This is a genomic window from Bacillus sp. K7, from assembly GCF_053903245.1.
Map to the genome: position 1 here is coordinate 95,677 of NZ_CP096406.1, position 13,481 is coordinate 109,157.

A 13,481-nucleotide genomic window follows, 5' to 3' on the forward strand; every position below is an offset into this window, starting at 1 on the left:
GTCAAACTTTTTATCGGAGAGTTTGATCCTGGCTCAGGACGAACGCTGGCGGCGTGCCTAATACATGCAAGTCGAGCGGACAGATGGGAGCTTGCTCCCTGATGTTAGCGGCGGACGGGTGAGTAACACGTGGGTAACCTGCCTGTAAGACTGGGATAACTCCGGGAAACCGGGGCTAATACCGGATGCTTGTTTGAACCGCATGGTTCAAACATAAAAGGTGGCTTCGGCTACCACTTACAGATGGACCCGCGGCGCATTAGCTAGTTGGTGAGGTAATGGCTCACCAAGGCAACGATGCGTAGCCGACCTGAGAGGGTGATCGGCCACACTGGGACTGAGACACGGCCCAGACTCCTACGGGAGGCAGCAGTAGGGAATCTTCCGCAATGGACGAAAGTCTGACGGAGCAACGCCGCGTGAGTGATGAAGGTTTTCGGATCGTAAAGCTCTGTTGTTAGGGAAGAACAAGTGCCGTTCAAATAGGGCGGCACCTTGACGGTACCTAACCAGAAAGCCACGGCTAACTACGTGCCAGCAGCCGCGGTAATACGTAGGTGGCAAGCGTTGTCCGGAATTATTGGGCGTAAAGGGCTCGCAGGCGGTTTCTTAAGTCTGATGTGAAAGCCCCCGGCTCAACCGGGGAGGGTCATTGGAAACTGGGGAACTTGAGTGCAGAAGAGGAGAGTGGAATTCCACGTGTAGCGGTGAAATGCGTAGAGATGTGGAGGAACACCAGTGGCGAAGGCGACTCTCTGGTCTGTAACTGACGCTGAGGAGCGAAAGCGTGGGGAGCGAACAGGATTAGATACCCTGGTAGTCCACGCCGTAAACGATGAGTGCTAAGTGTTAGGGGGTTTCCGCCCCTTAGTGCTGCAGCTAACGCATTAAGCACTCCGCCTGGGGAGTACGGTCGCAAGACTGAAACTCAAAGGAATTGACGGGGGCCCGCACAAGCGGTGGAGCATGTGGTTTAATTCGAAGCAACGCGAAGAACCTTACCAGGTCTTGACATCCTCTGACAATCCTAGAGATAGGACGTCCCCTTCGGGGGCAGAGTGACAGGTGGTGCATGGTTGTCGTCAGCTCGTGTCGTGAGATGTTGGGTTAAGTCCCGCAACGAGCGCAACCCTTGATCTTAGTTGCCAGCATTCAGTTGGGCACTCTAAGGTGACTGCCGGTGACAAACCGGAGGAAGGTGGGGATGACGTCAAATCATCATGCCCCTTATGACCTGGGCTACACACGTGCTACAATGGACAGAACAAAGGGCAGCGAAACCGCGAGGTTAAGCCAATCCCACAAATCTGTTCTCAGTTCGGATCGCAGTCTGCAACTCGACTGCGTGAAGCTGGAATCGCTAGTAATCGCGGATCAGCATGCCGCGGTGAATACGTTCCCGGGCCTTGTACACACCGCCCGTCACACCACGAGAGTTTGTAACACCCGAAGTCGGTGAGGTAACCTTTTAGGAGCCAGCCGCCGAAGGTGGGACAGATGATTGGGGTGAAGTCGTAACAAGGTAGCCGTATCGGAAGGTGCGGCTGGATCACCTCCTTTCTAAGGATATATTACGGAATATAAGACCTGGGGTCTTATAAACAGAACGTTCCCTGTCTTGTTTAGTTTTGAAGGATCATTCCTTCGAAACGTGTTCTTTGAAAACTAGATAACAGTAGACATCACATTCAATTAGTAAGACAAGATATCACATAGTGATTCTTTTTAACGGTTAAGTTAGAAAGGGCGCACGGTGGATGCCTTGGCACTAGGAGCCGATGAAGGACGGGACGAACACCGATATGCTTCGGGGAGCTGTAAGCAAGCTTTGATCCGGAGATTTCCGAATGGGGAAACCCACCACTCGTAATGGAGTGGTATCCATATCTGAATTCATAGGATATGAGAAGGCAGACCCGGGGAACTGAAACATCTAAGTACCCGGAGGAAGAGAAAGCAAATGCGATTCCCTGAGTAGCGGCGAGCGAAACGGGATTAGCCCAAACCAAGAGGCTTGCCTCTTGGGGTTGTAGGACACTCTGTACGGAGTTACAAAGGAACGAGGTAGATAAAGAGGTCTGGAAAGGCCCGCCATAGGAGGTAACAGCCCTGTAGTCAAAACTTCGTTCTCTCCTGAGTGGATCCTGAGTACGGCGGAACACGTGAAATTCCGTCGGAATCCGGGAGGACCATCTCCCAAGGCTAAATACTCCCTAGTGACCGATAGTGAACCAGTACCGTGAGGGAAAGGTGAAAAGCACCCCGGAAGGGGAGTGAAAGAGATCCTGAAACCGTGTGCCTACAAGTAGTCAGAGCCCGTTAACGGGTGATGGCGTGCCTTTTGTAGAATGAACCGGCGAGTTACGATCCCGTGCAAGGTTAAGCAGAAGATGCGGAGCCGCAGCGAAAGCGAGTCTGAATAGGGCGCATGAGTACGTGGTCGTAGACCCGAAACCAGGTGATCTACCCATGTCCAGGGTGAAGTTCAGGTAACACTGAATGGAGGCCCGAACCCACGCACGTTGAAAAGTGCGGGGATGAGGTGTGGGTAGGGGTGAAATGCCAATCGAACCTGGAGATAGCTGGTTCTCTCCGAAATAGCTTTAGGGCTAGCCTCAAGGTAAGAGTCTTGGAGGTAGAGCACTGATTGGACTAGGGGCCCCTACCGGGTTACCGAATTCAGTCAAACTCCGAATGCCAATGACTTATCCTTGGGAGTCAGACTGCGAGTGATAAGATCCGTAGTCGAAAGGGAAACAGCCCAGACCGCCAGCTAAGGTCCCAAAGTATACGTTAAGTGGAAAAGGATGTGGAGTTGCTTAGACAACCAGGATGTTGGCTTAGAAGCAGCCACCATTTAAAGAGTGCGTAATAGCTCACTGGTCGAGTGACTCTGCGCCGAAAATGTACCGGGGCTAAACGTATCACCGAAGCTGCGGACTGTTCTTCGAACAGTGGTAGGAGAGCGTTCTAAGGGCTGTGAAGCCAGACCGGAAGGACTGGTGGAGCGCTTAGAAGTGAGAATGCCGGTATGAGTAGCGAAAGAGGGGTGAGAATCCCCTCCACCGAATGCCTAAGGTTTCCTGAGGAAGGCTCGTCCGCTCAGGGTTAGTCGGGACCTAAGCCGAGGCCGAAAGGCGTAGGCGATGGACAACAGGTTGATATTCCTGTACCACCTCCTCACCATTTGAGCAATGGGGGGACGCAGGAGGATAGGGTAAGCGCGGTATTGGATATCCGCGTCCAAGCAGTTAGGCTGGGAAATAGGCAAATCCGTTTCCCATAAGGCTGAGCTGTGATGGCGAGCGAAATATAGTAGCGAAGTTCCTGATTCCACACTGCCAAGAAAAGCCTCTAGCGAGGTGAGAGGTGCCCGTACCGCAAACCGACACAGGTAGGCGAGGAGAGAATCCTAAGGTGATCGAGAGAACTCTCGTTAAGGAACTCGGCAAAATGACCCCGTAACTTCGGGAGAAGGGGTGCTCTGTTAGGGTGCAAGCCCGAGAGAGCCGCAGTGAATAGGCCCAGGCGACTGTTTAGCAAAAACACAGGTCTCTGCGAAGCCGTAAGGCGAAGTATAGGGGCTGACGCCTGCCCGGTGCTGGAAGGTTAAGAGGAGCGCTTAGCGTAAGCGAAGGTGCGAATTGAAGCCCCAGTAAACGGCGGCCGTAACTATAACGGTCCTAAGGTAGCGAAATTCCTTGTCGGGTAAGTTCCGACCCGCACGAAAGGCGCAACGATCTGGGCACTGTCTCAACGAGAGACTCGGTGAAATTATAGTACCTGTGAAGATGCAGGTTACCCGCGACAGGACGGAAAGACCCCGTGGAGCTTTACTGCAGCCTGATATTGAATGTTGGTACAGCTTGTACAGGATAGGTAGGAGCCTTGGAAACCGGAGCGCCAGCTTCGGTGGAGGCATCGGTGGGATACTACCCTGGCTGTATTGACCTTCTAACCCGCCGCCCTTATCGGGCGGGGAGACAGTGTCAGGTGGGCAGTTTGACTGGGGCGGTCGCCTCCTAAAAGGTAACGGAGGCGCCCAAAGGTTCCCTCAGAATGGTTGGAAATCATTCGCAGAGTGTAAAGGCACAAGGGAGCTTGACTGCGAGACCTACAAGTCGAGCAGGGACGAAAGTCGGGCTTAGTGATCCGGTGGTTCCGCATGGAAGGGCCATCGCTCAACGGATAAAAGCTACCCCGGGGATAACAGGCTTATCTCCCCCAAGAGTCCACATCGACGGGGAGGTTTGGCACCTCGATGTCGGCTCATCGCATCCTGGGGCTGTAGTCGGTCCCAAGGGTTGGGCTGTTCGCCCATTAAAGCGGTACGCGAGCTGGGTTCAGAACGTCGTGAGACAGTTCGGTCCCTATCCGTCGCGGGCGCAGGAAATTTGAGAGGAGCTGTCCTTAGTACGAGAGGACCGGGATGGACGCACCGCTGGTGTACCAGTTGTTCTGCCAAGGGCATCGCTGGGTAGCTATGTGCGGACGGGATAAGTGCTGAAAGCATCTAAGCATGAAGCCCCCCTCAAGATGAGATTTCCCATTCCGCAAGGAAGTAAGATCCCTGAAAGATGATCAGGTTGATAGGTCTGAGGTGGAAGTGTGGCGACACATGGAGCTGACAGATACTAATCGATCGAGGACTTAACCACATTTTGATTGATGTCACATCTGTTATCTAGTTTTGAGAGAACACTCTCTAAAAGGCGGAAAGAAACTCCGCTAAGGGCTCTCACATCCTGTGAGAAACGCCCAGTACCTTCATCATGAAGGCATTTGTTTGGTGGCGATAGCGAAGAGGTCACACCCGTTCCCATGCCGAACACGGAAGTTAAGCTCTTCAGCGCCGATGGTAGTCGGGGGTTTCCCCCTGTGAGAGTAGGACGCCGCCAAGCACAAGTAATTGAAAAAGAGCAGCTCATCAGAGCTGCTCTTTTTTGTGTTCTAGTTTGTTGTATCATAAAATTTGATTTGATTGTATAATATAATAACTTTACCCTGAATTTTAAACCGGCAATCAGGTTTTATAGGCCGGTAAAGTGGAAATAATAAAGGATAGAGCGAGAAAGTTGAAAATTCTCGAGAAACGCCTTATAGTAAGATTAAAGTCAAATATAGTCAAAGTCAGTAAAGGAGGGGGTTGAGTGGGACATAATATTTCTGACATCATTGAGCAATATTTAAAACGCGTGTTAGATCAAAATGGCAAGGAAATTTTAGAGATTAAACGAAGCGAAATTGCAGATAAATTTCAATGCGTTCCTTCCCAAATAAATTATGTCATCAACACCAGATTTACAAGCGAGAGAGGATATATCGTTGAGAGCAAACGCGGGGGCGGCGGTTACATCAGAATCATTAAGATTAAAATGAATAGTGAAGTTGTCCTGATCAATAATATTATTTCACAAATTAATACCCATTTGTCTCAAGCAGCCTCTGATGACATTATTTTAAGGCTATTAGAAGACAAGGTGATTTCAGAAAGAGAAGCAAAAATGATGGTCAGCGTGATGGACCGCTCGGTTTTACACATTGACTTGCCTGAACGTGATGAATTAAGAGCGAGAATGATGAAGGCTATGCTGACTTCTTTAAAATTAAAATAAGCAGGTGAAAAGATTGATTTGTCAAGAGTGCCACGAGAGACCAGCCACTTTTCACTTTACAAAGGTTGATAACGGAGAGAAAAAAGAAGTTCATATTTGTGAACAATGTGCCAAAGAAAATAGTGATTCATATGGTATAAGTGCAAATCACGGTTTCTCTATTCATAATTTACTTTCAGGTTTGCTGAACATGGATTCTTCATTCCAAAAAGCAGGAACTCAAATGTTCAGTCAATCAGAACAAATATCTGCTTGTCCAAAATGCGGAATGACCTTTCAGCAGTTTAGAAAAACGGGCCGTTTTGGATGCTCTGAATGTTATAAAACATTTCATAGCAACATTACACCTATCTTACGTAAAGTACACAGCGGAAACACCGTTCATGCTGGGAAAATACCGAAACGCATTGGAGGCAATCTTCATGTCAGACGGCAGATTGACATGCTGAAAAAAGAATTAGAATCCTTAATTCACCAAGAAGAATTTGAAAACGCAGCTCATGTGAGAGATCAAATTCGTTCATTAGAACAATCACTCAAGAGTACAGATAGTGAGGAGGAACAGGGGTAATGTCGCTAAAGCATTTTATTCAGGACGCACTGAGCAGTTGGATGAAGCAGAAAGGACCTGAAAGTGACATTGTACTCAGCAGCCGCATACGTTTAGCAAGGAACTTTGAACAAATACGGTTCCCTACGCGGTATTCCAATGAAGAGGCCTCATCCATCATACAGCAGTTTGAAGATCAGTTTTCAGAACAAGAAATTCCCGGAATCGGCAAATTCGTTCTGATCAGAATGCATGATGCACAGCCTTTAGAAAAGCGTGTACTTGTTGAAAAACATCTCATCAGTCCGAATCTGACAGAATCTCCATTTGGCGGTTGTTTGCTTTCTGAAAATGAAGAAGTAAGCGTCATGTTAAATGAAGAGGACCATATTAGAATTCAGTGTCTTTTTCCCGGGTTTCAGCTTTTAGAAGCAATGAAAGCCGCAAACCAGGTTGACGACTGGATTGAAGAAAAAGTTGATTATGCATTCAATGAACAAAGAGGATACTTAACCAGCTGTCCTACAAATGTAGGTACGGGTTTAAGGGCTTCAGTCATGATGCATCTGCCGGCATTGGTTTTGACTAGGCAAATAAATCGAATTATACCGGCAATTAATCAATTAGGCTTAGTTGTTAGAGGAATTTATGGGGAAGGCAGCGAAGCAGTAGGAAATATCTTTCAAATTTCAAATCAGATCACGCTTGGTAAGTCAGAACAGGATATTGTAGATGACCTTAACAGTGTTGCTGCCCAGCTGATTGAACAAGAACGTTCTGCCCGAGAAGCCCTTTATCAAACCTCTAAGATTGAACTTGAGGATCGTGTGTATCGATCTTACGGAGTCTTGTCCAATTGCCGGATGATAGAAACGAAAGAAACTGCAAAGTGCCTTTCAGATGTCCGGTTAGGCATAGATCTAGGCATTATTAAAGGACTTTCAAGCAACATACTTAATGAACTAATGATTTTGACACAGCCAGGATTTTTACAGCAGTATTCGGGAGGCGCTTTGCGTCCAAATGAAAGGGACATTCGAAGAGCAGCTCTTATCAGAGAACGGCTTCACTTGGAAATGAATGGGAAAAGACAGGAGGATGAATCGATATGATGTTTGGAAGATTTACAGAACGAGCTCAAAAAGTATTGGCGCTTGCACAGGAAGAAGCACTTCGATTAGGTCATAATAACATTGGCACTGAGCATATTTTATTAGGACTGGTACGAGAAGGAGAAGGGATTGCTGCTAAAGCTCTAGAAGCGCTTGGACTTGGTTCAGATAAAATTCAAAAAGAAGTTGAAAGTTTGATCGGTCGCGGACAGGAAATGTCCCAAACGATTCATTACACTCCTAGAGCTAAGAAAGTCATTGAGCTTTCAATGGATGAGGCAAGAAAACTCGGTCATTCGTATGTTGGAACAGAACATATTCTTCTTGGGCTGATTCGCGAAGGAGAAGGTGTTGCTGCAAGAGTTCTGAATAATCTTGGTGTCAGCTTAAATAAAGCAAGACAGCAAGTCCTCCAGCTTCTTGGAAGCAATGAAACAGGATCATCAGCGACAGGAACAAACAGCAATGCGAATACGCCTACGCTTGATAGCTTGGCAAGGGACTTAACTGCTATTGCGAAGGAAGACAGCCTAGATCCTGTAATCGGGAGAAGCAAGGAAATTCAGCGTGTGATCGAAGTGTTAAGCCGCAGAACGAAAAACAACCCTGTACTCATTGGTGAGCCAGGTGTAGGTAAAACGGCAATCGCGGAAGGGTTGGCACAGCAAATTATTAATAACGAGGTTCCAGAAATCTTACGTGATAAACGTGTGATGACATTAGACATGGGAACAGTTGTTGCCGGCACTAAATATCGCGGTGAATTTGAGGATCGCCTGAAGAAAGTCATGGATGAAATTCGCCAGGCAGGAAACATCATTCTATTCATCGATGAGCTCCATACCTTAATCGGAGCGGGCGGAGCAGAGGGTGCCATTGATGCATCTAACATTTTAAAACCTTCACTTGCTCGCGGCGAACTTCAATGTATTGGCGCGACGACTCTTGATGAATACCGTAAATATATTGAAAAAGATGCAGCATTGGAACGACGTTTTCAGCCGATCCAGGTTGATCAGCCATCTGCAGATGAAAGTATTCAAATTTTACAAGGTCTGCGTGACAGATATGAAGCCCACCACCGTGTTTCTATCACTGATGATGCCATTGAAGCTGCGGTTAAGCTTTCCGATAGATATATTTCTGACCGCTTCCTTCCAGATAAAGCAATTGACTTGATTGACGAAGCGGGCTCGAAGGTTAGACTCCGCTCCTTTACAACGCCTCCTAACTTAAAAGAGCTTGAACAGAAGCTTGATGAGGTTCGTAAAGAGAAGGATGCGGCCGTCCAAAGCCAAGAGTTTGAAAAAGCGGCTTCCTTGCGTGATACTGAGCAGCGCTTGCGCGAGCAAGTAGAGGATACGAAAAAATCATGGAAAGAGAAGCAAGGGCAGGAAAACTCAGAGGTTACTGTTGATGATATTGCGATGGTTGTAGCCAGCTGGACTGGGGTGCCTGTATCTAAAATCGCCCAAACGGAAACAGATAAGCTTCTCAATATGGAGAGCATTCTTCACTCCCGTGTCATCGGCCAGGATGAAGCGGTTGTCGCCGTTGCAAAAGCAGTCAGACGCGCAAGAGCAGGGTTAAAAGACCCTAAACGCCCAATCGGCTCATTCATTTTCTTAGGCCCTACAGGTGTGGGGAAAACAGAGCTTGCGCGAGCACTTGCTGAATCTATTTTCGGTGATGAAGAAGCCATGATCAGAATTGATATGTCGGAATACATGGAAAAACACTCTACTTCAAGACTTGTCGGTTCACCTCCGGGATATGTGGGATATGATGAAGGCGGCCAATTAACAGAGAAAGTCAGAAGAAAACCTTACTCTGTCGTGCTTCTTGATGAGATTGAAAAAGCACACCCTGATGTCTTCAATATTCTGCTGCAAGTTCTTGAAGATGGGCGATTGACGGATTCTAAAGGACGTACAGTCGATTTCCGCAACACGATCCTGATTATGACGTCAAACGTCGGGGCAAGTGAGCTGAAACGCAATAAATATGTCGGCTTTAATGTTCAAGATGAGACGCAAAATCATAAAGACATGAAAGATAAAGTGATGGGTGAACTGAAACGCGCGTTCAGACCGGAGTTTATCAACCGGATTGATGAAATCATCGTCTTCCATTCACTTGAGAAAAAACACCTGACTGAAATCGTTTCATTAATGTCTGATCAATTGACGAAACGCTTGAAAGAGCAGGACCTTTCTATCGAATTGACAGATGCTGCAAAAGCAAAAGTAGCGGAAGAGGGTGTTGATCTGGAATACGGTGCCCGTCCGTTAAGAAGAGCTATCCAAAAACATGTCGAGGACCGTTTATCTGAAGAACTCCTAAGAGGAAATATTCATAAAGGACAGCACATCGTTCTCGATGTAGAAGACGGCGAATTTGTCGTAAAAACGACTGCTAAAACGAATTAATATAGAAGACGAAAATGAGGCATACAGCATGTAAGTGTATGCCTCACTTTCATATCATGAAATAGAACAAGGGAGAGGTCTTACACTATATATGGCTAAAACAAAATCGAAATTCATCTGCCAATCCTGCGGTTACGAGTCTCCAAAATGGATGGGGAAATGTCCGGGCTGCGGTGCTTGGAATACAATGGTGGAAGAAATGATGAAAAAGGCACCGGCCAATCGGAGAGCGGCTTTTTCTCATTCTGTTCAAACTGTACAGAAACCTTCACCTATTACAACAATTGAAACATCAGAAGAACCCCGTGTTAAAACCCAGCTTGGCGAATTTAACAGGGTGCTCGGCGGGGGAGTCGTTAAAGGCTCACTCGTGTTAATCGGCGGTGACCCCGGTATCGGAAAGTCCACGTTGTTACTGCAAGTTTCAGCTCAATTATCAGATTCATCGAACAGTGTGTTGTACATTTCGGGAGAAGAATCGGTTAAACAAACGAAACTGAGAGCAGATCGTCTCGGCATTAATAATCCGTCGCTGCATGTTTTATCTGAAACCGATATGGAGTATATTTCGTCTGCTATAGAAGAGATGAATCCAGCGTTTGTCGTTGTTGACTCTATTCAAACGGTTTACCAAAGCGATATCACATCGGCTCCCGGCAGTGTGTCACAGGTCAGAGAGTGTACGGCTGAGCTGATGAAAATTGCCAAAACAAAAGGCATTCCGATCTTTATCGTAGGACACGTAACAAAAGAAGGGTCTATTGCAGGGCCGAGATTGCTGGAGCATATGGTTGACACTGTTTTATACTTTGAAGGAGAACGTCACCATACTTTTCGTATATTGAGAGCAGTAAAAAACCGTTTTGGTTCTACAAACGAAATGGGTATTTTCGAAATGCGTGAAGAGGGACTCACCGAGGTTTTGAACCCTTCAGAAATTTTCTTGGAAGAGCGCTCAGCAGGATCTGCTGGCTCGAGCATAACTGCCTCTATGGAAGGCACGAGGCCGATTCTCGTTGAAATTCAGGCGCTCATCTCGCCGACAAGTTTTGGAAATCCGCGGCGTATGGCAACGGGTATAGACCATAACAGGGTTTCGCTGTTAATGGCTGTGTTAGAAAAAAGAGTTGGGCTGCTGCTGCAAAATCAGGATGCCTATTTGAAAGTAGCTGGCGGCGTAAAGCTTGATGAACCGGCAATTGATCTTGCCATTGCGATCAGCATCGCGTCCAGCTTTAGAGACACACCCCCAAATCCTGCCGATTGTTTTATAGGTGAAGTGGGGTTAACCGGAGAAGTCCGGCGGGTTTCTAGAATTGAACAGCGTGTGAAAGAAGCGGCTAAGCTTGGTTTCAAACGCATGATCATACCCGCGGCAAATCTGGAAGGCTGGACAAAACCAAAAGGGATTGAGGTTATCGGAGTAGCAAATGTTGCAGAGGCGCTTCGTACTTCATTAGGAGGATAATAGATGGAAAAAGAGAAAAAAGGGGCGAAACAAGAGTTAGACCTGTCATCTATATTGCAGTTTGTTGCTCCGGGCACACCGCTCAGAGCGGGTATGGAAAACGTTTTGAGGGCAAATACAGGCGGTCTGATTGTTGTTGGTTATAATGATAAAGTAAAAGAAGTGGTGGACGGCGGTTTTCACATAAACACGGCTTTTTCTCCTGCTCACTTATATGAGCTGGCTAAAATGGATGGAGCGATCATTTTAAGTGATTCCGGGCAAAAAATCCTCTATGCCAATACACAGCTAATGCCTGATGCCACAATTTCTTCGTCAGAAACAGGAATGCGGCACCGTACTGCCGAAAGAGTAGCTAAGCAAACCGGCTGTCTCGTGATCGCCATTTCTGAAAGAAGAAATGTTATAACCTTATATCAGGAAAACATGAAGTATACATTAAAAGACATAGGATTTATTTTAACCAAAGCGAACCAAGCTATACAAACCCTTGAAAAATATAAGACAATCCTCGACAAAACGATTAACGCACTGAATGCATTGGAATTTGAGGAGCTTGTTACCTTCAGTGATGTCTTGTCTGTCATGCATCGTTATGAAATGGTGCTGCGAATCAAAAATGAAATCAACATGTATATCAAAGAGCTGGGAACAGAAGGCCATTTGATCAAACTGCAAGTCATTGAATTGATTACGGATATGGAAGAAGAGGCCGCTTTATTTATCAAGGATTATGTAAAAGAAAAAATTAAAGATCCATTTGTTCTCTTGAAAGAGCTGCAGGATATGTCCAGTTATGATCTGCTGGATGATTCCATTGTTTATAAACTGCTCGGCTATCCAGCTTCTACAAATCTTGATGATTATGTATTGGCTAGAGGATACAGGCTGTTAAATAAAATTCCGCGTCTTCCAATGCCGATTGTTGAAAATGTTGTAGAAGCGTTTGGTGTTCTCCCAAGGATTATTGAGGCGAGTGCAGAAGAATTAGATGAAGTAGAGGGAATCGGTGAAGTACGAGCCCAAAAGATTAAAAAAGGATTAAAACGGCTGCAAGAGAAGCATTATTTAGACAGACAGCTGTGATTTCGGTTAAAACCTTATGAATACGGGTATATTACTGTTGGTTTTTGTTTATTCTGATATTCGTAGGATGAATAAAGCCTTGTGAAAATAAAATGTTAAAAAGGAGGTGGGGGTATGTTAAAACGAATAGTTCAGGCGTTCTTCATTATTTTCGGCGGCGTTGTTGGTATATTTTTAATACCTGAATTGTTTGTACTGTTAAGTATACAGGACATACCTTTAATAACAAACGCATATACGTCTGCGGCAATAGGAGCAATTATCTTTTTTCTCATCAGTATATGGGGTACAGATTATGTTGTGAACTGGATGAAGTGGGTAGAGGATTCATTGTTAAAGGCGCCGGTTCCAGATTTGTTGTTTGGAAGCCTTGGCCTGGTTTTTGGACTTATAATCGCTTATCTTATCGTAAATGTTATCCCTTTAGACAATATACCTTACCGCATATTCAGTACAATCATCCCTGTGTTTTTGGCTTTCTTCCTCGGTTATCTAGGCTTCCAGGTGGGCTTTAAGAAGAAGGATGAATTGATCAGCCTGTTTTCCATTTCCGCCAGAATGCAAAAGAAAAAAGGGACAGCAGATGAAGAACATGAGGTTCAGGACAAGAAGCTGAAAATTTTGGACACAAGTGTTATTATTGATGGGAGAATTGCGGATATTTGTCAGACTGGGTTTTTAGAGGGAATTATTGTGATTCCGCAGTTTGTCCTTGAGGAATTGCAGCATATTGCTGATTCTTCAGATGTTCTAAAACGGAACAGAGGACGCCGCGGTCTTGATATCCTGAACCGCATTCAGAAAGAATTAGACATTGAAGTTGAAATTTATGAAGGCGACTTTGAAGATATTCAGGAGGTTGACAGCAAGCTCGTCAAACTCGCTAAGCTGACATCCGGGGTCGTCGTGACGAATGATTTTAATTTAAATAAAGTATGCGAGCTTCAGAAGGTAGCGGTATTAAACATTAATGACCTTGCCAATGCGGTCAAGCCTGTCGTGCTTCCTGGCGAGGAAATGAATGTTCAGGTCATTAAGGACGGGAAAGAGCATAATCAGGGAGTTGCCTACTTGGATGACGGTACGATGATTGTCGTTGAAGAAGGACGCAATTATATCGGCAAGCATATTGATGTACTCGTTACAAGTGTGCTGCAGACAGCAGCGGGACGAATGATTTTTGCCAAGCCCAAGCTGTTGGAGAAGGCGCTGTAAAGGGAG

7 protein-coding genes and 3 rRNA genes are annotated in these 13,481 nt (G+C 46.1%); all 10 read left to right on the plus strand.

The features are described from left to right. Nucleotides 1-10: 10 nt before the first annotated feature. A 16S ribosomal RNA gene (locus M1D98_RS00545) occupies nt 11-1,560 on the plus strand. Between the two features lie 170 nt (nt 1,561-1,730). Further along, nucleotides 1,731-4,658 (plus strand): 23S ribosomal RNA (locus M1D98_RS00550). A 127-nt stretch (nt 4,659-4,785) separates the two neighbouring features. Then, nucleotides 4,786-4,901: ribosomal RNA gene (rrf, locus tag M1D98_RS00555) — 5S ribosomal RNA — on the plus strand. The 16S, 23S and 5S rRNA genes sit together here, the layout of an rRNA operon. Nucleotides 4,902-5,150: 249 nt before the next feature. Next, nucleotides 5,151-5,615 (plus strand): transcriptional regulator CtsR, encoded by a 465-nt coding sequence (gene ctsR, locus M1D98_RS00560; RefSeq protein ID WP_010327701.1) that lies wholly within the window; start codon nt 5,151-5,153, stop codon nt 5,613-5,615. Nucleotides 5,616-5,628: 13 nt separating this feature from the next. Continuing rightward, nucleotides 5,629-6,186 (plus strand): protein-arginine kinase activator protein McsA, encoded by a 558-nt coding sequence (gene mcsA / locus M1D98_RS00565; protein WP_010327702.1) that lies wholly within the window; start codon nt 5,629-5,631, stop codon nt 6,184-6,186. Then, nucleotides 6,186-7,277 (plus strand): protein arginine kinase, encoded by a 1,092-nt coding sequence (locus tag M1D98_RS00570; protein WP_121641708.1) that lies wholly within the window; start codon nt 6,186-6,188, stop codon nt 7,275-7,277. The genes mcsA and M1D98_RS00570 overlap by 1 nt, the downstream gene beginning before the upstream one ends. Continuing rightward, nucleotides 7,274-9,706: an ATP-dependent protease ATP-binding subunit ClpC gene (gene clpC, locus M1D98_RS00575; protein WP_121641709.1), complete on the plus strand. Its 2,433-nt coding sequence runs from the start codon at nt 7,274-7,276 to the stop codon at nt 9,704-9,706. Before M1D98_RS00570 ends, clpC begins: the two co-directional genes overlap by 4 nt. 91 nt (nt 9,707-9,797) lie before the next feature. Next, nucleotides 9,798-11,174, plus strand: a complete 1,377-nt coding sequence (gene radA / locus M1D98_RS00580) for a DNA repair protein RadA (RefSeq protein WP_121641710.1) — start codon at nt 9,798-9,800, stop codon at nt 11,172-11,174. Between the two features lie 3 nt (nt 11,175-11,177). Further along, entirely contained in the window at nt 11,178-12,260 is a 1,083-nt protein-coding gene (gene disA / locus M1D98_RS00585; RefSeq protein ID WP_039076376.1) for a DNA integrity scanning diadenylate cyclase DisA, read from the plus strand. A 114-nt stretch (nt 12,261-12,374) separates the two neighbouring features. Continuing rightward, nucleotides 12,375-13,475: a PIN/TRAM domain-containing protein gene (locus M1D98_RS00590; RefSeq protein WP_010327707.1), complete on the plus strand. Its 1,101-nt coding sequence runs from the start codon at nt 12,375-12,377 to the stop codon at nt 13,473-13,475. Nucleotides 13,476-13,481: the final 6 nt, after the last annotated feature.